Raw genomic sequence first — 19,837 nt, forward strand, 5'->3', positions numbered from 1 at the left:
GCGAGGTGGCGGTGATCCGGTTCGGGGGATCAGGATCGTGTCCGTGCGGCCTTGAACAGCTCGTAGACGGCGAGGTAGTTCTGGGTGCCGTACCCCGCCGCGACCGCCTGTTCGGCGATCTGCTTCATCACCCGCGGCTGGTCGGTGTGCACGCCCTGTTCTTCGCTCGTGCGGGCGATGTGTTCGAGCGCGTTGAGATTCATCGCCAAGGTGCCCAGGGCGCCGGGGTACTCGGCGGCGTCGAGTTCGGGCGCCTGTTCCGCGAGAGACGCGTAGTCGACCACGGCCGGCATGAACCATCCGAGCGCGAGTTCCGAGAACTCCTGCGCGGAGACGTTCGCCGAGTCGAGGAGGGCCGCGGCGTGCAGCCAGCCGTTCATAGTGGCATACATCATCTCCAGCAGCGCGGTGTTGTAGAGCACTGCGAGCCCGACGTCGTCGCCCAGATAGCGCGGTTCGCCGAGGCTCGCCAGGGCTCCGGCATGCCGGTCGAAGACATCGCGCGCGCCGCTGTACAGGAGGACCGCCCCGGGGGTTCCCACGGCGGGAGGCGGGACCATGACGGCTCCGTCGAGATAGTCGATCCCCCGATCGGCGAACCAGGCGGAAGCGGCGCGCGCCTCGTTCGGTGTGCCGGACGTGAGGTTGATCACCGTGCCGCCCGCGGTCGATCCGTCCGACGGGGCGAACACCCGCTGCAGCGTCTCGTAGTTGTCGAGGCAGACGATCGTGGTCGGACTGACCGCGACGGCCTCGGTCGCACTACGCGCGCGTCGCGCTCCTCGGGCGACCAGGTCGTCGGCCTTCTCGGGCGTGCGGTTCCAGACGGTGAGGTGGTGTCCATTCCCCAGGAGTGCTTCGGCCAGGGCGATCCCCATCGGGCCGAGTCCGATGAGGCTGACGCGACCAGCCTCCTGTCCAGGTGCGTGTGGTGAGGTCATACCCGTACGTTAGAGTCTCACATCGATGTGAGAGTCAACTCCTCTGTGAACGGCGGTCAGCACATGCGTATCGGAAGCCTCTCCGCGCAGACAGGCGTCAGCGTGCGTCTCCTTCGCTACTACGAGGAGCAGGGGCTGCTCCAGCCCTCTCGACGTCCCAGCGGATACCGCGAGTACAGCGAAGAGGATGTGCGGACTGTGCGCAACATCCGGCGGATGCTGGCTGCCGGTCTCAACACCCGCACCATCGCCGCGCTCCTGCCCTGCATGGTCGGCGAGGGGCAGAGCCTGGCGCCCGGGTGCGCGGGACTGCTGCCCGACATCGAGCGTGAACGGGCACGGATCGACGAATCGATCGCTGATCTGATGGCGGCCCGTTCGGTGCTGGATGCGATCGAAGCGGCGGCCCCGCCGGAACAGGTGGTCGAGGCGCACGTCTTCGAAGATGACGAGTGCGCCGCGACCCCGTTCGCCGCCGACCGCCCGCCTCTCGCATCCCTCGAGGGGGCCGTGTCCCGATAGCCGGCGGTGCGGATCTCCGGATCGTCGTCTCCGATGAGGCGACTCCCCGCGCGCTTCACCGCGGCCCGGGACAAGGTTCAGTACGCGAGATGGCAGCCGTCGAGGATGACGCTCAGGTAGGGAAGATGGATCGCCGCGGTGAAGACGGCGAGGGTGATGCCGGCCGCGCCGAGGAGGGATGCGGGCGCGGCGGCGGCGCCGATCTTCGTCGGTGCGACCAGATGTCCGATGCGGTCGGGGCCCGCGGCGTGGAGCGCTCCGGCGACCCCGCCCGGTACGGCCGTCGAACTCGCTGGTGGCTCTCCCAGCTTCAGCAGCGCGCTCGCGAGGGCGGGAGTCCCTGTGCGCCGGCGGGCGGCATCGTCCGCCGCGATCTCGAGGTAGTGCGGCACGGCGTCGACGATCGCCGCGAGGAACGGAACCCCGCGCAGCGGAGCGACCAGGGCGTCGAGGATCGCCAGCACGAGGTGGTGCCGCCCGTGCACGTGCTCTCTTTCGTGGGCGAGCACGGCGGCGAGCTCCGGGGGTGTCAGTGCGTCGATCAGGGACTCGGAGATCACGATTCCGCCCAGGCTGCGGGGGAGGGAGAGGGCGGTGGGATGCGGATCCCGCGTCAGGAGCACCTGATGTCCCTGGACCCACGCACGCCGTGAACGATCCGCGATCCCGCGTGCGACGGCTCGATTCCGGATGCGGCGTCGCACGCCGCGCGCGATGCCGAGCCCGACGAGTGCCAGCAGGCCGGCAGCGGGAAGGAGAAGCAGGAGTGCCACCGGGATCATGGTGTCGATCAGGTCGCCGGCGGGGAAGGGCGTGGCGGCGTCGAGGCACCGCTGGCAGGCGCCGGCGACGGGAGCGGGCAGGATCGCAGGACCGGTGAGCAGCCAGGCGAGCAGGAGGCTCAGCGCGGCCGTCGCCATCAGCCAGAGACCGGCGGCGCTCAGGAGGAGTGCGACCGCCGTCCGCGGGGTGCGCATCAACGCGGGAGCAGCGCCCCGCAGCAGCATCGGTCCGCCCAGCGCGGTCGCCACGAGCGCTGCGGCGAGCAGCAGTGGAGAGAGCAGGGCCGTCATGGGCGGCCCTCGTGTCGTGCGAGATACTCGCGCAGGCGTTCGAGGTCGCCGTCGGCGATGGCGTCGACGAAGTGCAGCATCGTGGCGGCCCGGTCGTGGCTGGTGGCCAATGCCTCTTCCATCAGGCGGGCCGCGTGCCGCTCCCTGGTGCAGCGCGCCGCATACTTCACCGCCCGACCCTCGCGCTGCGGCAGGACGACCTGCTTGCGCTCGAGATTCCCCAGGACCGTGGCGATCGTGGTGTACGCGTGTTTCGCTCCGAGGTGCGTGATGACCTCGCGGATGCTGAGCGGTCCTTCATCCCACAGAGCGTCCATCACCTGCTGTTCCAGAGGTCCGAGCCGCAGCGGTCCGCAGGGCTCGTCGTCCGAAGTCATGTCTCTACTATGCCTGATAGGTTACTACTCGGCATAGTCGACTATGGAAGATAGTCGAGTGGGAGTCGAGAGCATCGAGAGGTCGGGCATGAGCAGGGAATCACGCGGCAACGGGCGGACGGTGCAGGGGATTCGAGGATGGCTCGTCCCGATCGGCATCCTGGTGATCGCCGGGCTGCTGATCGTGCTGGTGATCCTGCAGCTGCGTCCGGAAGACCCCGCAGCCGACACCGACACCGACTCCGTCGACGGCATCACGGTGGTGCCATCCGACGTGCCGGATCTCACGCAGCTCGAGTACCGGGACCCGGCGGACGTCCAAGCCGCAGGGCCGGTGGATGCGCCCGTCGCGCTCGTCGTGTACTCGGACTACCAGTGTGCCTTCTGCGCGAAATGGACCCACAGCACTCTGCCGGAGATGATGAAGTACGCCGAAGCCGGCGATCTGCGCATCGAGTGGCGCGACATCAACATGTACGGCCCTTCGTCGGAACGCGCCTCCTCGGCGGCGCATGCCGCCGGACTCCAGGGGAAGTACTGGGAGTTCCACGACGCTCTGTACCCGGGCGGGGAGCACCTCACGGAGGCGCAGCTCACCACGGAATCGCTCGTCGACATCGCCGCTGAGCTGGGACTGGATCCCGACCGGTTCGCCGCGGACATGGACTCCCCGGCTGTGCAGGAACTGGTCGCCAGGATCGCCCAGGAAGGACGTGATCTCGGTGTGACGGGGACGCCGTCCTTCCTCCTCGCGGGGCGCCCGCTCGTCGGAGCGCAGCCGACCTCGGTCTTCATCGACGCCGTCGAGGCGGCGCTGCGCGAGGCGGAGAAGTAGATGGAGGTCGGACTGCTCACGGCCTTCCTCGGCGGGCTGCTGGCGCTGCTGAGTCCCTGCAGTGCGCTCCTGCTCCCTGCCTTCTTCGCCTCGACCGTCGGAACGAAGCGGCAGCTGCTGGTGCACGGCGCGGTCTTCTACCTGGGGCTGGTGCTGACCCTCGTTCCGTTCGGACTCGGCATCGGCGCGCTCGGCGCACTCCTCGTCTCCGAACGTGGCCTCATCATCGCCATCACCTCCGTCGTCCTCGTGGGCCTCGGCGTCCTGCAGATCCTCGGAATCGGGTTCGACCTGTCCCGCTGGCTGCCCGGAGCAGCGCGCGTGCAGCAGAGCGCGTCTGCGAGGACCGGCTTCGTGCGCACGCTCCTCCTGGGCGCGGTCGGTGGTGTCGCCGGGTTCTGCGCCGGCCCCATCCTGGGCGCGATTCTCACGCTCGCACTGGCACAGGGGAATCCGTGGAGCGCCGGCGCGCTGCTCGCGGTCTACGGCGCCGGAATGGTCGTGCCCCTCGTCGTCATCGCCGCCGTCTGGCAGAGGATGAGCCTGCGCGGGCGGCATCTGCTGCGTGGGCGTTCCTTCACGGTCCTCGGCCGGGAGTTCCACACCACATCGGTCATCACCGGAGTGCTCGTGGTCGCCGTCGGCATCCTGTTCTGGCTCACGAACGGCCTCGTCAGCATGCCCTCCCTCATTCCCACGGACGTGCAGGCCTGGGTCCAGGAGCGCGGCGCGCTGCTCGCCGATCCGATCGTCGACATCGTCGCGATCCTCGCCTTCGCGATCCTCGCGTTGACGATCTGGGCGTTCCGTCGTCGCAGGGCGCTCACGCGGGAGTGAGGCGCACAGGGCGGTGCCGGTTCGCTCGACGCGTGCGGGTGCGGCTCAGGGGAGCGCGGCGGAAGCGAGCACGGCGGTCGGCACCGCGCTGGCGTGGGCGGCGACGGCATCGGCGAAGGCCTTCTGAACGGCGGCGATGGCCGCACCTTCCTGTCGACCGGCGCGTACTTCGGTGTACAGCGTCCGGTGGGGCTCGGAGGCGAGAGCGACGACCTCCACACCTCCGAATCGGGCCTGCGTGATGAGCGCCGGGATGAAGGCCGCGGCGTGTCCGGAGCGGACGAGCTGCAGCATCAACAGGGGGTCCGGCGACTCGCAGACCACGCGAGGTTCGAAACCCGCTTCGCGGCACTTCTGCCTCGCCCACGCTCCCATGCGCGACTGCTGCAGATCGAGCGCCCAGCCGCAGTGCCGGAGGTCGCTCAGGGTGGTGGAGCCGGCACGGTCGCCGACACGCTCCGAATCGGGCAGCGCGAGATGCAGGGGTTCGGAATGGAAGTCCTGGCGGTGGACCCCCGCGGTCGGCGGCTGCTCGCCACCGGGGAACTCTTCCCCCAGGACGATGTCGAAGTCGTGGGCGAGGAGGCCGTCTCGTGCTTCATCGACCTCGCGATGGCAGAGCTCCACGACCAGGTGCGGGTGGCGCTGTGACAGGAGCGTGAGCGCCGCCGGCGCGAGCTCGATGAGTGCGCTCTGGAAGGAGCCGACCCGGACGAGGCCGCTCGTCGTGCCGGCGAGGTTCTGCAGGTCGGCCTCGGCGAGTTCCATCTGCTCGAGAATCAGGTCGGCCCGTTCGGCGAGCAGCATCGCCGGCCCGGTGAGCCGAACGCGACGCCCCGAAGGTTCCAGAAGGGTCATCCCCACTTCGCGTTCCAGGGCGCTGAGCTGCTGGGACACGGCGGACGGGGTGTAGTTGAGTGCTCGCGCGACTTCCGCGAGAGTACCGCGTCGAGAGAGTTCCCTCAGGATCCGGAGACGGTTCACATTGAGCACAGGGACTCCTCGACCGGCGGTATTGGTTAGTGTGCCTAACCAGTTTAGGTGAATTCTCTTCGCTGTACTTATCTAACGCTGCAACGGAAGCTGGAAGCGTGTCTCACAGCTTTTCTGATCTCCCCCGCGCGATTTCGACGACGCACGACGTCTCACGTCCTTCGGCCGGTGCCGTGATCCGCGGCCTGGCGGGTCTGATCGCGATGAGCATGGTCGCGGGGATCCTGGTCGTGCTGCCGTTCGTCCCCGGTCTCGTCTTCGCGGGGCAGGCGGGGAGCGTGGCGCTCGACCTGTTCGAGGAGCTGCCCGAGCACCTCACGATCGAGCAGTCGATGCTTCCGACGACCGTGTACGCCCGCGATGCCGAGAGCGGCGAGGAGAGGGTCCTCACCCGGTTCTACGAACAGAACCGGATACCGGTGACGTACGAGCAGATCTCGCCGACGATGATCGACGCGATCCTCTCCAGCGAGGACCCGCGATACTTCACCCACGGCGGGATCGATCTGATCGGAACGACGCGGGCGGTCCTGGGAAACGTCAAGGGAGGGCAGACCCAGGGCGGATCGTCGATCACGCAGCAGTATGTCAAGAACGTCCTCGTGCAGCGCTGCGAGCTCGAGGCGACCTCACCGGAGAAGACGGAGGGCGGCTCCGAGACTCTCCAGGAGTGCTGGAGCAAGGTGACCTCCGCCGAGGGAAGCGATGGATACATCCGGAAGCTGCAGGAGATGCGCTACGCGATCGCGCTCGAGAAGCGCTACTCGAAGGTCGAGATCCTGGAGCGCTACCTCAACATCGCGAACTTCGGGGGAACGGTCTACGGCATCGAGGCGGCCGCGCGGTACTACTTCGACACGTCCGCATCCGCAGTCTCGGTGGGGCAGGCGGCGGTTCTCGCCGGAGTCGTCCAGAACCCGAACAGCTACCGGATCGACCGCCCGGAAGGGTCGATCGCCACGGCGGCGGGGGAGCGCGTGAACGGAGCGCCCGACGGATCGGTCGACGACGTCTCGGCAGGCACGCTGGCTGCACTCGACACGCTGCGCGGCGACGGCGCGATCACCGAGGAGCAGTACGTCCACGCCGCCGACGGCTACAGCGAGACGAAGGGGCGACAGCTCTACGTGTTGAGCCGCATGCACGAGGACAGGAAGATCGCCGACGAGCAGTACACGGAGGCTGTCATCGCCCCGGTGAGCCCGGTGGTGACGCCTCCGACCAGCGGGTGCGCGAGCACGGGGGATGCCGCATATTTCTGCCAGTACGTCATCGCGAGCATCCGCAGCGATCCTCGATTCGGGGATACGGCGGTCGCACGCGAGACGCGGCTGCGGCAGGGTGGGCTGCAGATCCACACCACGCTCGACTCCTCGCTGCAGAGCTCGGCCACCGAGGCCATGAAACGGCATGTGCCCGCCTCCGCCGACGGGCTCGATCTCGGCGGAGCCGCCGTCAGCGTCGAAGTCGGCACCGGTCGCGTGCTGGCCGTCGCGCAGAACACGAACTTCACCGAGGACGCGTCGCACGCGGGAGACCCCAGCTACTCCGCGCTCGTCTATGCGGGCGATCCGACGCGGGGCGGTGCGGCGGGCTTCAACGCCGGATCCACGTTCAAGCTCTTCACGTTGCTGGCCTGGCTCGAGGCCGGACACTCCATCAACGAGAGGGTCGACGGGCGGGTCCGCGCCATTCCGCGGGTGAAGAACTCCTGTGACGGGGACTGGGTGAACCACGGCAACGCGGTCATCAGGAACTGGGGCAACCAGCCCGGCTATGTCGGGACACCCGCGGAGTTCACCTCGCGGTCGTTGAACTCGGGATACCTCGCGATGGCGGAGCAGCTCGACCTCTGCGACATCTCGAAGGTGGCGAGCAGGCTCGGGGTGCAGGACTCCGCGGGCGGCGACCTGACCATGAACACGCTCTTCTCGGTGCTCGGCTCCGCGAACGTGTCTCCGCTCGCGATGGCCAACGCGTATGCGACCGTCGCCGGCGGGGGGATGTACTGCCCGACGACGGCGATCGAACGCGTGGTCGACTCCAGCGGCGAGGAGATCGTTCCGCCGCCCGGTGCCTGCACGCGCGTGCTGGACGCCGGCGTGGCGGCCACCGCCGCCTCCGTGCTGCAGGACGTGATGAACGGCGGCACGGGGTCGCGGGCGAACCCCCGGGACGGCACCCCGATCTTGGGGAAGACCGGATCGCACGAGGTGCAGCAGACGTGGATGATCGAGTCCAGCACCAAGGTCGCGACCGGAGCATGGGTCGGGAACGCGACCGGGCTCGGCGACATGACCCGACGGTTCGGGGAGCGCCGATATGCTCTGGCGCGCGATGTGCAGCGCGCCGCCAACAGCCTGTTCGGCGGCGATCGCTTCGCTGAAGCCGACGCCCGCCTGACGCAGCGCTCCGACGCAGAGGTCCCCGACGTCGTCGGGATGCCCGTCGAGGAGGCGACCGCGCGACTCGAAGCGCTGGGGTTCACGGTGCGCCTCGACGGCGCCGTCCCCGGATCAGAGGATGGCGACGACACGGTCTCGTCCCAGGAGCCCTCGGGCGGGCTCCTGGAGCGAGGGGGCGCCGTGATCCTTCGCCCGGGCGAAGAGGGCGACGACTAGGAGGACGGGGTGGGCGGTGGCACCGTGGCGGCGTCAGTGGAGGGGGCGAAAGCGCGCCGTGGAGAGCGCGTAGTGCCTGACGCGCACGCCGTCGTCGTCCTTGGTCTCCTGCAGGGTCGCATCGAAGTGCTCCAGCGTCGCGATCGAGCCGACGTTGTCATCGCGGCAGACGGCGAGGACCGGGTCGACGCCGCGTCCGGCTGCGTGGGCCAGCAACTCTCCCAGCGCCCAGGAGGCCGCACCGCGCCCGCGGGCCGAGGGGCGGATTCCGTAGCTGACGTGACCCAGGCGCGGCAGCCGCTCATCGTCGAGGCTTCGAAAGGTCGCCCCGCCGAGGACTCGTCCGTCCTCGACCACCCACCACAGCTCGCCCGGGTCGCGGTGCAGCCGATCGACCCATGCGCGGAATCCCTGCTCGGTGTCGACGTCGGAGTCCTGGCCGATCGCGAAGCCGTCCTCATGCGTTCCCGGACCCCATTCGCGATGCGCTTCCAGCCACTCCGCGTAGAGATCCATCTGAGGTCGCACCAGTTCGAACACGAGTTCAGTATCCCCCGGGTCAGGTCCTCGCGCTCGGGATCTCCCCGTTCAGGTCTGCGCGATTCTCACGCACGAACGACGCCAGAGGACGAGGTGCCACTCCTGTCGTCTCGCGCACGGTGTCGGTCACGACGGCGTAGTCGCCGTTGGCGACGCGTTCGGTCAGCTGCGCGTAGATGTAGCGTTCGAAAGCGCCCGTGACGCCCTCGAGCGGATCGGGGTCGGCGGCGGTGACCGGGCGTCCCAGCTCATCGGTGAGGATCCGGGCGACCTGAGCGATCGTCAGAGCTTCGGGCCCCGTGATGGTGAGGACTCGCTGGTGGTTCGCCGCCGCCTGCCCGAGCGCCGTGGCCGCGACGGCAGCGATGTCGGCGGCATCGATGAACGCGATCGCCCCTCCGCGGGACGAGAGGGGGAGGGTCGCCTCGCTGCGGATCGGGTCGAGGTAGAAGCGCTCATCCGTGAGCACCTGGTCGAACCACGACGGCCGCAGGATCGTCCAGTTCTCGGTGGTCGAGCGGACGGCGTGCTCCACGCGCGGCGCCCAATCGTCGTCCGCGAGCAGCTCTGTCCCCTGCTCGCTCAGCAGGACCACATGCGCCTGCCCGGCGAGAGCCACGAACTCCGCGATCAGCTCGGGCGCGTCTTCCCGATCCGGACGCACGATGTAGACCGCGGTGGTGCCTTCGAGTGCAGGCTGCCACGTCGAGGCGTCAGACCAGTCGAAGGCCACGGTCGTGCCAGGCAGATCCGCGTCGGCCGGGCGGGATGTGCCGGCTCGCACTTCGCGAACGCCCTGATCGAGGAGCCTGTCGAGGAGCAGCCTCCCGGTCTTCCCGCGCGCTCCGGTGATGAGGATGGTTTCCGAATTTAGTTGAGTCACTCAAGCAGTATGCACAATCTCGTTGAGTTGATCAAGTATTCTTTTCTCATGTCAGCCCCATCAGGACCGGTCGAGGCGGAGACCGACGCCGAACGCGTGCTGTTCGACATGGTCGACGGCTACGACCGTGCGTTCGAACAGGCAGCCGAGATTCAGGGCTTCAGCGCCGCGCAGGCGTGCATCCTCGTGCGGCTTCACGAGCCGGTCGGCATGAGGCAGCTGGCCGAGGATGTCGGATGCGATGCCTCGAACATCACCCAGCTCGTCTCCCGGCTCGAATCCCGCGGTCTCGTCGAGCGTGAGCCGGATCCGGCTGACGGACGCGCGCGTCGGGTGCGGCGCACGCGGGCGGGCGACGAGATGAACGTCGCCTTCACCCGCGACTTCGAGTTCGCCCGCCACGCCGTCGCGAGGCTGGACCCGGGCGAGCGCGAGGAGCTGACCCGGTTGCTCCGGAAGGCGCTCGGTTCCGACGTGTGACGCGAGGAACCCCACGTTCGGAGCGCGTTCTTCAGGACAGCATCTGACCGCATCTCCTTCTACCCTCGGACCACACGATCCGATGATGAGGCCATCGGGACGCCGTTCGAGCGAGCGCTCGTCGTCCGGAACGCCGACGGGGCTACCGCTGCTTGCCGTTCGAGCAGGTGGTCTGCGCGGCGGAGTTGCCCTTGATGGAGTCCGGTAGCGCCACGACGTTCTCCGGGGTCGCGGCGGGGTCCGCAGTGGCGTCCGGCGCGGTCTCGGTCCCGGTCGCGGGTCCGGGGTCCGTCAGGATCACGCCTTCGGTGCTCGAGTTCTCGTGGGTGACCTGCAGCTGTGCGTTCGCCTCGATCGCATCCCACATCTCCGCCGCCGTCTGCTTGTCCGGGACGACCTTGTTGGGGTTGTCCGGATCCGTCACCGTCGGGTATTGCAGGAACACGATGTCCGAGAAGTCGACGGACTTCACGGCGAGGGCGATCTGCACGATGAGCATCGGGTCGGTGAGGGAGGTGCTGGTCTCGAGGTTGTCGATCGCGGTGGTCGCGAGCTTCAGCACGACCGGCACGTTGCCCAGCGTCTCCCCGCTGATGAGCTTCTTGGCGAGGTTCGACATGTATTGCTGCTGATTGCCGATGCGACCCAGGTCGCTCCCGTCGCCGACGCCGTAGCGGGTGCGCAGGAACTGCAGGGCGGTGAGGCCGGAGATCGTGTGGGTCCCGGCGGGGAGGTTGAGTCCTGTGTGCTTGTCGCGGATGGGCGTCGCCAGGCAGACGTCGACGCCGCCGATCGCATTGGTGATCTCGATCACACCGCCGAAGGTGACAGTCGCCGCGAACCCGACCTCCTGTCCGGTGAGCGTCGAGATCGTCTTCACGACACAGTTCAGGCCGGCGTCGCTGTAGGCCACGTTCAGGGGCTGCTTGCTCATGGCGGAGTGGGTCCGGCCGTCTTCGTCCGTGCACTCGGGGATCGGGACCATCATGTCGCGCGGGAACGACACGACGGTGACCCGGCGCGGCTCCTCCGACACATGCACCAGCAGGTTCACGTCATTGAGGGTGCCCTCGGCATCGGGGCCGTCGCACCGCCCGGGGAAGAGGTCCTTATAGGCCTCCTCGCACGTGTCGACGCCCGTGAGCACGAGATTGAACCCGTGCTTGTACTCGCCGATGCTCGGCGGAAGCGCTTCCTGGCCTTCCAGGTCGACCGAGTTCGCGGCGACGGTGCTGGTGAGGTCGGTGTAGACGTACGCGGCGACACCCATCCCGCTCACGAGCACGACGGCCATCGCGATGGCGATCAGCTTCACGAGCTGCCCGAGCGGTCCCGGCGACTTCAGCTGCCCATGGCGCGCGACCGTCTGCCTTCTCGCCGTTCCCCGCATGTGATTCTCCCGCGTCGTGCCACGTGCGCCCCAGTGACACGAGATGTGACGAGGCGGTCTCAGCACGCTACCAGGACTCCCCGGACGGTCGCTCCGAGAAGACGGGGACGAGTAGTCTGCAGTCCATGGGAACACTCGAGTACAACAGCTCTCGTCCTCCGATCGAGGTCGACGACTCGACCCTGGCGCACCTGAAGATCGTGATCGGCACGAAGCTGCGCCGTCACGAGAGCTTCATGATGACCTGGCTGCCGGACGAGAAGAACCCTTCCGGCCGCCTCACCATCTGGATGCACCCGAGCATCCCGTTGGTCCTCGCGTTCGACGACTCGACGATGCCGATCATCGATCCGAAGAGGATCGAGCGCATGATGGAGAACCTGAACGCGCGCGGAGAGCTCGTCCTCGATCAACTCGGATAGCGACGAGACGAGTCGAGTCGTCTGCGCCGAGGGTGGGGCCTTCGCGTCAGCGGCGGACCCGGGCGCGGGTCTTCGCGACGCTCGCGAGAGTGGCCCTGAGCGGGGTGCCGAGGTACAGACCGAGAGAGGCGCCGGAGGCGAGTCCGATGCCGATCACCGCGGCGTCGATGAGGGATCCGCCGGCGACCAGCATCCCGGTGGGCGTCCCGGTGGCGTGCACCACTTCGAGCAGTCCCTGGAACACCGCCACGCCGGGGACCAGCGGGACGATCGCTGCCGTCGTCACCGCGACGGACGGCACGTGCAGGTTGCGTGCGATCAGCATCCCGACGAAGCTCGCCAGCAGAGCGCCGAGCGCGCTCGCCGCGGCGGGGTGGAGATTCACGGCGACCGCGGCGGAGTATCCCGCGATCGTCAGGGCGCTGAGCATCGCGCTCACGAGGATGATCCGGATGCCCGCGCCGTTGAACACCGCCACGGCGACCGCGATGATGATCGCGCCGACGAACTGGTTCAGGAGCGGACCGAAGGGGGCCGGGTCGTCGGGGAGGTCCATCGTGAACCCGAGGACGCCTCCCAGTTCGAGTCCGACGAGGATGCCGATCACGACCCCGAGGGTCTGCATCGTGAGATCGAGGATGCGCCCGCCGGCCGTGAGTGCGAAGCCGTCGATCGCGTCCTGCGCCGCCCCCACGACCGTGAGGCCGGCGAGCATCAGCACGATGGCCGACGCCACGATGATGGATGGCCGGATGCCGACGAACAGCTCGATCCCGGCCGCGCCGAGAGCAGAGACCACCACCGCCACGACGGTCGTCACGAAGCCGCCGGCGATCTGGCTGAAGAACAGCGGCACACGGAGCCGGGCGAGGCCGGCCTGCGTCAATGCCGCACACAGGGCCGCGACGAACGTGAGACCGACGATAATCGGGGAGGCGCCGAGCATGATGCTGACGCCGACCGCGAGCAGCGCGCGCGCGACGATGACGACAGGCTGCTGATAGCGGAACGGCACCCGCCGGATGGCGCGGAACGTGGTGCGTGCGGATTCGAGGTCGAGCCCGCCGTCGATGTCGGCGACCAGAGCCTGCACGCGCTGCAGCTTCGCGTGATCGGGGGCGGTGACACGCACGACGCGCACCAGCGTCTCGGGCCAGACCTCTCCGCTCACGTGGAACGACACCGTGATGGAGTTGTAGGTGACGTCGACCTGCACGCCTCGCATCCCGTACGCGTCGCACACGCGGGTGATCGCGAGCGTGACCTCGTGCGCGGAGGCACCCACGGCGAACATCGACTCTCCGATGCGCGTCGCCAGGTCGAGCACCCGGGGGACGGTGCGCTCATCGATGATCGGCATGGCCTCGGTGTGCGCGACAGCCGAGGGATCGGTGTGCAGCAGACGGCGTACGGAGGAGAGCAGCGGCCGGCGGGATCTCGCGGACATATCGTCCATTCTCCCGGACGGAGGGGATGACCGCCGGAGGCCGCCTCGGCCCGCCGCCGCCGCCTCAGTCCTGCGCGAAGATCTCGGGGTGCGCGCCGATGAGCTCGGCCTGCTCCGTCCAGGACAGGCCCACGATGCTCAGCACGACGCGCACGACGGTCGAATCGGCGTCGGTCGTGGTGAGCCGCAGCTCGCGCAGCGTGGCTCGGGCGGTCTCCTCGATGAGGAAGGCGAGAAGCTCGGCCGGCATGTCTCCGCGGAACGCCCCCGAGCCCACGCCGACTCGCGTCAGATCGCGGATGCGGCGACGCAGGGGCGCGAGGGCGAGCACGGTGTCGGCCAGATGGGCGTCGTCGAGGGCGATGTTGGCCGAGGCGCGCACGGCGGATGCCTCACGCCACAGCCGCGTCGCCATCCGCGCCAGCGTGACCCGGGGATCGGATTCGTCGGTTGCCTCGGCGATCGCGTTGAACCGCTGGGCACCGACGGCGATCACCTCGCGCAGCAGGCTGTCGCGGTCGGCGAAGTGGCCGTACACGGAGCGACGCGTGAGACCGGCGGCCTGGGCGATCACGTCGAGCGACGCCGTGGGGTTGGTGGCGAGCACCGACTGCGCCGCGCGCAGCAGGGCCTCGCGGTTGGCCAGCGCATCTCGTCGACGCGGCGGGTTCGGTGCGGTCACTTCGGGGTCCTTTCGCGGACTCGCGGGGATCAGGACATCAGCTTGGTCGACGCGAGGGCGTCGACCAGTTTGCGGTTGTACGTCATCAGGGGGCGCCGCAGCACGAGGCCGAGCAGCAGCGCGGGGATGATGAACAGTGCGAGTGCCCCTAGCGCCCACCAGAAGTCGGCCTGATAGATGCCGGCGATCGCCGATCGCACCATGTTCACGGCGTAGGTCGCGGGAAGGAAGGGGCTGATGCTCTGGAACCAGTCGGGGAGCAGCTGCAACGGGTAGGCGCCGCCTGAACCCGAGATCTGGATCACCAGGAGCAGCACCGAGAGGGCCTTGCCCGCGTTGCCGAATGCGACCACCGCCGTGTACACGATGAGCGTGAACACGGTCGAGATCGCCCACCCGGCCACGATCAGCAGCAGCGGATGCGCGGGTTCGATCTGCACGAACAGGATCAGTCCGAGGGTGAGCAGCGTGCTTTGCGCGAGACCGACCAGACCGAAGATGCCGTAGCGGCCGAGGTACTTCTGCGTCGGAGTGAGCTCGGGGCGGTCGGGGAGCGTCTCGGCGTTCACGTCGACGCGGATCGTCACGGTCATCAGCAGCGCGCCCACCCACAGGGCGAGGATCATGTAGAGCGGCGCCATGGCCGCGCCGAACCCGGCCACGGGGAAGACGGCGGTGCGGTCGAGGCGCACGGGTTCGGCGAGCGAGGTGGCGAGCACACCGGGGTCGGCGCCGATCAGCTCGCTGAGATCACCCGTGTCCGCGGCCTTCGCCATCGACTGCTGGACGGCGTCGAATCGGTCGGCCATCGCGTTCAGCGATGCCGACAACTGCGTCGTGGCTTCCTGCGCACGAGACAGCGTCGACAGCACGGAATCGGATGCGCCGGACAGTCCCGACGTGATGCCGGACAGGTCGGAGCGGATCCCCGACACATCGGAGCCGATCTGCGTGAGCGTCGACGAGAGGGAGTTCAGCTGCGCCTTCAGCCCGTTGTCGTAGGTGCTCCGAGCATCAGCGATGGCCTTCTTCGCGTCGGCGATCGCGGCCGTGATCTCCTGGTGGGAGCTCTGTGCGGACTCGTTGCCGGCCGTGATCTCGGTGGCCGCCTTCTGGAGGCGCTCCTGCAGGGCCTGCTGCCGCGCGATCGCCTCGTCGAGCCGGCTGATCACGGCGTCGAAGTCGGGCTGCGCGGATTCCGGAAGGTTCGGTCCGACCTCGGTCACCAGTGTGTTCTCGACCGCGGCGTACTGATCGATCTGTTGCTGCACGCGCTCTGCGAGTGTGGTGATCGCCTGCACCTGGCTACCGCTGAGCGCGTCGGCCCCGGCGTACAGCTCGTCGATGCGCTGCCCGACGGCGTCGTAGCTGCTCGACGTCGACGCGAGTGCGTCCGACAGGGACTGCGCCGCCGTCTGCAGCGTCGACTTCAGGGCGCTCGCCGCGTCCACCCCGCTGCCGAGTGCGCCCGAGGTGTCCGTGAACGCGTCACCGGCCTCGCCGACCAGGGCCGAGGCGCTGTCGAGCAGGGGACGGCTCGCCTCGAGCAGAGCCGTGAAAGTGTCGGCCGTGTGCGCGCCGGATCGCAGCTGAGCGCCCACGCTTCCGAGGCGCGCCTCGACGCGGGTGAGCGCTGCCTGCGTGTCCTCGTCGGTGAGATAGTCGGACATCGACGAGACGAGGCCGAGAGCGACGTCGCCGAGCGTCTGGGCGAACGTGTCGCTGATCGCGGACGACACCCCTTCCGCCCCCTGTCCGGTGATCTTCGGAGCCAGCGCGTTCTTCTTCTCGTTCGTGTAGAGCGCGATGTGCGTGCGGTCGCCGCCGTCGGCGTAGAACGTCAGCATGTCGGCGCTGAACGTCTCCGGGAGCACGATGGCGGCGTAGTACTCGCCCGACTTCGTCCCGTCGATCGCGTCGTGCTCATCAGTGATGACCCAGTCGAGCTGGTCGTTCCCACGCAGCTGGGAGAGGACCTGCTCGCCCACGTTCACGCGGATCGGCACGAGGTCGCTCTCGTACCCCGCATCGGTGCTCGCGACGGCGATCTTGAGGTCCTTCGTGTTCGCGAACGGATCCCAGCTGGCGATCACGTTGAACCAGGTGAACAGCGACGGGATGACGACGAGCCCGAAGAGCACGATGCACGCCATCACATTCTGGGTGGCGTGACGCACGTCGCGGAGCGTCAGGTGCAGGATGTCCTTCACTCGCGATCCTCCCCTTCTGCTCGTTCCGTGTCCGCCCGTTCGTCTTCGTCCGGGTGATCGTCTTCTTCCGTCCGCTCGCCGTCCTCCGGGGCGTGAGGTGCATCGGAGGAGGACTCAGGGGCGTCCGCCGCCGTGGTGGTCTCCGGCTGCATGAGCTCGGCATCCGGTTCGGGCTCCGGCTCCGGCGGCGGCTCGGAAGCGAACCACTCGGTGAGCAGGGCGTCGGCCTCGACGCCGGCGGCCGGTTCGTCCCGCTCGGCCGGCGCATCCGTCACGTCGGCTTCGGTCGAGGCGACCGGTGCGGAGGGGGTCGTGCCGAGCGGTTCGTGCGTCGTGGTCGGCAGGACCGCTGCATGGCCGGCGGGTCCGGCGAGGGCGAGCTCACGCAGCTCGGCGTCGTCGAGAGCCGCGACCTCCTCGCCGTTCTCGAAGCTGTGCTTGATGTACTCGATGGCCACGAGGAATCCGATGACGAGCAGGATCCAGAGCGTCCACAGTCCCAGGAGCAGCGCCTTCGATCCGGGAAGGGCCCAGGTGATGACCCCGAGCACGACGAGCCCCGCGACCCCGGTGAGCACGGTCGCCTTCAGCAGTGCCGGGTACCGGCGGGTGAACGGCTCGGCGCGGCGAGCGAGGTCTTCGCGGTACTCTCCGCGGTTCGAGAGCGCTCGGATCACGTCGGTGAGCCGGTATCCGCTGCCCACGACCTGCACCTTCTCGCCGATGAGGAGGTCGGTGGCGAGGACCTGCCGGTTGAAGAGCAGCGTGAAGTTCGCGAGACGGCGGCGCAGCACGAGCCCGATGAGGAACGCGAGAGCGACGAACACGGCGAGAGCGCCCAGGAAGCGCCAGTAGTGGCCGTCGTAGAAGCCACCGATCGTCTCGCGCGTCGCGTCGATGCCGTACGAGAACGGGAGGAGCGGATAGATCGCACGGAAGAATCCCGGCATCAGCTCGATCGGGTACAGCCCGGACGCGCCGGGGATCTGCATGATCACGAGCAGGATGCACAGGCCGCGGCCGACGTGCCCGAACGCGACGCAGAGGGCGTAGATGATGCTCACGTACGCGAGGGCGATGAGTACACCCGTGCCGACGAAGGCCGCCGCGCTGACGGTCTGCACGCCGATGATGAGGTTTCCGATGCAGACGATCAGTGCCTGGCCGACGGCGAGCGTCGCGAAGAGGAAGAAACGGCCGAAGTACGCCTCGCGCACCGTGACGCCCTCGACGCCCTCGGTGTCGACCTCGACGCGGAAGATCACCATGAGCACGAAGGCGCCGATCCACAGCGAGAGGTTCGTGAAGAGCGCGGCCATCGCCGACCCGTAGGTGTCGACCGGGAACACCAGGTGCTCGTCGACCTCGACGGGGGAGGAGATGAACTGGGCGATCTGCTCGGGCTCCAGATCGGTCAGGGTGCCGAGCAGACCCCACTCGGATGCGGCCTTGAGCGCGACGACGTCGGTGCGCGAAGTCTGCAGTCCCTGCTCGATGCCGGCGAGGTCGTTGTCGAAGCTCGCCAGTGCCGACGAGGTGGCCACGAGCTGCGAGTCCAACCCGGCCAGCAGCTGGTCGGCCTGGGCGAGCACGCCCTTCTGCGCATCCAGCGCCGCCGAGAGCGATCCGACGCTCGCCGACAGCTGCGACATCGCGCTGTTCAGCGCGGGGACGGTGCCGGTGAGGATGTCGCGCATGGCCGACGAGGCATCCCGGGTGTCCTGCATCGCCTGATCGACCGCATCGGCTGTCGCCTGCACGGCTTTCACGGTGTCGGAGGTGCCGGCCTTGAGGTCCTTCAGGTCCGCGAGCAGCTGCTGGTCGGTGGCGTTGCGCTGCTGCAGCGAGGCGATGACCTCGGTCAGGCGCTGCTTCGTCTCGTCGCTGAGGTCGGTGTTGTCGAGGAGCGTCTGCAGCCGGGTGACCGCCGCTTCGTTCGCCTCGAGCACGTTCGAGACGTCGTCGATCCCGGCGTCGATGCGCGTGCCCGCCTGTTCGAGGCTCTGCGTGAGACGGGTGATCGAGACGTTCGCCTTCGAGGAGGCATCGGCGAGCAGGGTCGTGCCCTGGAGGAACGCGGTGGTGGCGCTGTCGGTGAAGGCGATCACCTCCTTCTGGGTCTCGGCGATGATCGACTGCGTCTGGACGAGCGACTTCTGCACATCGCCGAGCGTCTTGTCGACGTCGCCCAGCATGCTCCGTGCGGATGAGAGCGTGCCGCGGGAGGCGGTGAGCCCGTCCTGTGTCTCGGCGAGGTTCTCGCGCGCCGACGAGAGGGTCTCCGTCGCCTGGTCGAAGGCGTTGAGGGTGTTGTCCCTGGCGTTCAGCAGCCGAAGCTCGGTGGAGTCGCCGACGTCTTTGAGGGCGTTCGTCGCGGCGAGGGCCACCTGCTCCTTGAAGGCGCTCGTGACCTGCTTGTCGAGCTCGGAGGCACCGACGTCGGTGATCTTCGGCGCGATCGCTCCGGCCTTCTCATTGACGTAGTACTCCAGCGCCGGTTGGGTGAAGTCGCCGCTGGTGATGCTGAGCAGGTCTTCGCTGAACGGCGCGGGGATGACGATGGCGGCGTAGACGTCGCCCTTCTTGACCGCCTCCTGGGCCTCGTCCTCGCCCATGAAGGTCCAGCCGAGCTGGTCGTTGTCCTCGAGCTGCTCCGTCACCTGCTCGCCGATGTCGATGTGACCGGTGAGGTCGGAGGTGGCGCCGTCGTCGAGGTTCACCACCGCCACGCGGATGTTCGCGGTGTTGGCGTAGGGGTCCCAGAACGCGTTGATGTTGAACCACGCGTACAGGGCCGGGGTGATGAGCACCCCGATGATGATGATCCAGGCTTTGGGGACGCGGGAGAGTCTCTTGACGTCGCGCTTGTAGACCCGCCAGCTCTGTTTCACAGGACGAGTTTACACAGTACGTGCACACCAGCGTGCAAGTTAGCTGAGTGATCGCAGATTGACGCGCATCAGTTCAGGGTCGTGACGGTCAGCTCGTTGGTGGCGGTGTCGCACAGGGTGAGCCGCCACACGGGCGAGCCGTCCTCCATGACCCGGGCCATCTCGACGATGAGCGGGCTCGGGTACGTCTCGCCCGAGAGCTGGGCCGCGCTGTAGGCGCTGTCGCCGTTCATCTGCTGCTCCGCCTCGGTGAGCTCGGTCTCGCCCGTCGCGATGACCTCCAGCGTGCGGACGTCGACCAGCGACTCCCGGCCGAAGCTCGGGTCGTCGACCCGCTCGCCGAACTTGTCCTCGCGGGTGTCGGCGCTGCGCAGCCGCCAGGCGAAGTCGGAGTCGACCCACTCGAGGCGCAGACCCACGATGGTGCCACCTGTCGCTTCGGACTCTCCGGGCAGGGCTTCGAGGAAGTCCGAGGGCCAGGAGACCTCCGACGGCAGGCAGGTGCCGGGGAAACCGTCGCCGACGGCCTCCGGGGGACGCGGGATCGCCGTCGAGCATCCGGCGCAGGCCAGCATCCCGGCCAGGATGAGCGCGCTGGTGCGGAGTCGGGGGGTGGTGGGCATCGGTGCCTCCCTGGGCGTCGCCGGCTTCTGGGATCCTAGCCCGACTCGTCGCTCCCGGTCGGACGGGGGG

Annotated in this window: 18 protein-coding genes; 6 read left to right on the plus strand and 12 right to left on the minus strand. The window is 68.4% G+C overall.

The window, feature by feature from the left end; genetic code table 11:
- Nucleotides 1-29: 29 nt before the first annotated feature.
- Entirely contained in the window at nt 30-941 is a 912-nt protein-coding gene (locus tag CQ042_RS11635) for an NAD(P)-dependent oxidoreductase (protein WP_105670645.1), read from the minus strand.
- 63 nt (nt 942-1,004) lie between these two features.
- On the opposite strand from CQ042_RS11635, the gene CQ042_RS11640 reads away from it, so the two are divergent.
- The gene (locus tag CQ042_RS11640; protein WP_105670728.1) at nt 1,005-1,463 is read left to right on the plus strand and encodes a MerR family transcriptional regulator; all 459 of its coding nucleotides are present in this window, start codon (nt 1,005-1,007) and stop codon (nt 1,461-1,463) included.
- A gap of 77 nt (nt 1,464-1,540) precedes the next feature.
- Here the strand turns inward: CQ042_RS11640 and CQ042_RS11645 are convergent, their stop codons facing one another.
- Together CQ042_RS11645 and CQ042_RS11650 are read right to left on the minus strand one after the other, a co-directional pair.
- Nucleotides 1,541-2,536: a M56 family metallopeptidase gene (locus CQ042_RS11645; RefSeq protein ID WP_105670646.1), complete on the minus strand. Its 996-nt coding sequence runs from the start codon at nt 2,534-2,536 to the stop codon at nt 1,541-1,543.
- On the minus strand, nt 2,533-2,913 hold the full coding sequence (locus tag CQ042_RS11650; protein WP_105670647.1) for a BlaI/MecI/CopY family transcriptional regulator: 381 nt from the start codon (nt 2,911-2,913) through the stop codon (nt 2,533-2,535). Before CQ042_RS11650 ends, CQ042_RS11645 begins: the two co-directional genes overlap by 4 nt.
- A gap of 88 nt (nt 2,914-3,001) precedes the next feature.
- Here CQ042_RS11650 and CQ042_RS11655 point away from each other — a divergent pair, with 88 nt between their 5' ends.
- On the plus strand, nt 3,002-3,748 hold the full coding sequence (locus CQ042_RS11655; protein ID WP_105670729.1) for a DsbA family protein: 747 nt from the start codon (nt 3,002-3,004) through the stop codon (nt 3,746-3,748).
- Nucleotides 3,749-4,585 (plus strand): cytochrome c biogenesis CcdA family protein, encoded by an 837-nt coding sequence (locus tag CQ042_RS11660; protein WP_105670648.1) that lies wholly within the window; start codon nt 3,749-3,751, stop codon nt 4,583-4,585.
- Nucleotides 4,586-4,630: 45 nt separating this feature from the next.
- On the opposite strand, the gene CQ042_RS11665 is transcribed toward CQ042_RS11660, so the two are convergent.
- A complete protein-coding gene (locus tag CQ042_RS11665; RefSeq protein ID WP_105670649.1) occupies nt 4,631-5,578 on the minus strand; it encodes a LysR substrate-binding domain-containing protein in 948 nt (315 codons plus the stop codon).
- A gap of 98 nt (nt 5,579-5,676) precedes the next feature.
- Between CQ042_RS11665 and CQ042_RS11670 the strand changes: the two genes are divergently transcribed.
- Nucleotides 5,677-8,199 (plus strand): transglycosylase domain-containing protein, encoded by a 2,523-nt coding sequence (locus CQ042_RS11670; RefSeq protein ID WP_146115386.1) that lies wholly within the window; start codon nt 5,677-5,679, stop codon nt 8,197-8,199.
- 33 nt (nt 8,200-8,232) lie between these two features.
- Here CQ042_RS11670 and CQ042_RS11675 read toward each other — a convergent pair whose 3' ends face one another.
- A complete protein-coding gene (locus CQ042_RS11675) occupies nt 8,233-8,739 on the minus strand; it encodes a GNAT family N-acetyltransferase (RefSeq protein ID WP_105670651.1) in 507 nt (168 codons plus the stop codon).
- 19 nt (nt 8,740-8,758) lie between these two features.
- A complete protein-coding gene (locus CQ042_RS11680; RefSeq protein ID WP_105670652.1) occupies nt 8,759-9,622 on the minus strand; it encodes an NAD(P)H-binding protein in 864 nt (287 codons plus the stop codon).
- A 48-nt stretch (nt 9,623-9,670) separates the two neighbouring features.
- Here CQ042_RS11680 and CQ042_RS11685 point away from each other — a divergent pair, with 48 nt between their 5' ends.
- The gene (locus CQ042_RS11685) at nt 9,671-10,102 is read left to right on the plus strand and encodes a MarR family winged helix-turn-helix transcriptional regulator (protein ID WP_105670653.1); all 432 of its coding nucleotides are present in this window, start codon (nt 9,671-9,673) and stop codon (nt 10,100-10,102) included.
- A 142-nt stretch (nt 10,103-10,244) separates the two neighbouring features.
- On the opposite strand, the gene CQ042_RS11690 is transcribed toward CQ042_RS11685, so the two are convergent.
- Complete coding sequence (locus CQ042_RS11690) at nt 10,245-11,492, minus strand: LCP family protein (protein ID WP_105670654.1); 1,248 nt, start codon at nt 11,490-11,492, stop codon at nt 10,245-10,247.
- 125 nt (nt 11,493-11,617) lie between these two features.
- Between CQ042_RS11690 and CQ042_RS11695 the strand changes: the two genes are divergently transcribed.
- Nucleotides 11,618-11,914: a hypothetical protein gene (locus tag CQ042_RS11695; protein ID WP_105670655.1), complete on the plus strand. Its 297-nt coding sequence runs from the start codon at nt 11,618-11,620 to the stop codon at nt 11,912-11,914.
- Between the two features lie 46 nt (nt 11,915-11,960).
- Here the strand turns inward: CQ042_RS11695 and CQ042_RS11700 are convergent, their stop codons facing one another.
- The 5 genes from CQ042_RS11700 to CQ042_RS11720 all read right to left on the minus strand — a co-directional run bounded on the left by CQ042_RS11700 (nt 11,961) and on the right by CQ042_RS11720 (nt 19,767).
- Nucleotides 11,961-13,361: a threonine/serine exporter ThrE family protein gene (locus CQ042_RS11700; RefSeq protein ID WP_105670656.1), complete on the minus strand. Its 1,401-nt coding sequence runs from the start codon at nt 13,359-13,361 to the stop codon at nt 11,961-11,963.
- Nucleotides 13,362-13,425: 64 nt separating this feature from the next.
- A complete protein-coding gene (locus tag CQ042_RS11705; protein WP_105670657.1) occupies nt 13,426-14,043 on the minus strand; it encodes a TetR/AcrR family transcriptional regulator in 618 nt (205 codons plus the stop codon).
- A 29-nt stretch (nt 14,044-14,072) separates the two neighbouring features.
- Nucleotides 14,073-16,253 carry a YhgE/Pip domain-containing protein gene (locus tag CQ042_RS11710; protein WP_105670658.1) on the minus strand — a complete coding sequence of 727 codons (2,181 nt, stop codon included), beginning with the start codon at nt 16,251-16,253 and terminating at the stop codon, nt 14,073-14,075.
- Nucleotides 16,250-19,144, minus strand: a complete 2,895-nt coding sequence (locus tag CQ042_RS11715; RefSeq protein WP_105670659.1) for a YhgE/Pip family protein — start codon at nt 19,142-19,144, stop codon at nt 16,250-16,252. The genes CQ042_RS11710 and CQ042_RS11715 overlap by 4 nt, the downstream gene beginning before the upstream one ends.
- Nucleotides 19,145-19,212: 68 nt before the next feature.
- Nucleotides 19,213-19,767 (minus strand): hypothetical protein, encoded by a 555-nt coding sequence (locus CQ042_RS11720; RefSeq protein WP_105670660.1) that lies wholly within the window; start codon nt 19,765-19,767, stop codon nt 19,213-19,215.
- Nucleotides 19,768-19,837: the final 70 nt, after the last annotated feature.

The organism is Microbacterium sp. MYb62 (assembly GCF_002979475.1).
GTDB lineage: Bacteria > Actinomycetota > Actinomycetes > Actinomycetales > Microbacteriaceae > Microbacterium.

Bases quoted from the DNA above. Each gene is read 5' to 3' on its own strand.
- CQ042_RS11660 (WP_105670648.1), top strand. From the start codon at position 3,749: ATGGAGGTCGGACTGCTCACGGCCTTCCTCGGCGGGCTGCTGGCGCTG.
- CQ042_RS11635 (WP_105670645.1), bottom strand. From the start codon at position 941: ATGACCTCACCACACGCACCTGGACAGGAGGCTGGTCGCGTCAGCCTC.
- CQ042_RS11720 (WP_105670660.1), bottom strand. From the start codon at position 19,767: ATGCCCACCACCCCCCGACTCCGCACCAGCGCGCTCATCCTGGCCGGG.
- CQ042_RS11695 (WP_105670655.1), top strand. From the start codon at position 11,618: ATGGGAACACTCGAGTACAACAGCTCTCGTCCTCCGATCGAGGTCGAC.
- CQ042_RS11640 (WP_105670728.1), top strand. From the start codon at position 1,005: ATGCGTATCGGAAGCCTCTCCGCGCAGACAGGCGTCAGCGTGCGTCTC.
- CQ042_RS11685 (WP_105670653.1), top strand. From the start codon at position 9,671: ATGTCAGCCCCATCAGGACCGGTCGAGGCGGAGACCGACGCCGAACGC.
- CQ042_RS11645 (WP_105670646.1), bottom strand. From the start codon at position 2,536: ATGACGGCCCTGCTCTCTCCACTGCTGCTCGCCGCAGCGCTCGTGGCG.
- CQ042_RS11655 (WP_105670729.1), top strand. From the start codon at position 3,002: ATGAGCAGGGAATCACGCGGCAACGGGCGGACGGTGCAGGGGATTCGA.
- CQ042_RS11700 (WP_105670656.1), bottom strand. From the start codon at position 13,361: ATGTCCGCGAGATCCCGCCGGCCGCTGCTCTCCTCCGTACGCCGTCTG.
- CQ042_RS11650 (WP_105670647.1), bottom strand. From the start codon at position 2,913: ATGACTTCGGACGACGAGCCCTGCGGACCGCTGCGGCTCGGACCTCTG.
- CQ042_RS11690 (WP_105670654.1), bottom strand. From the start codon at position 11,492: ATGCGGGGAACGGCGAGAAGGCAGACGGTCGCGCGCCATGGGCAGCTG.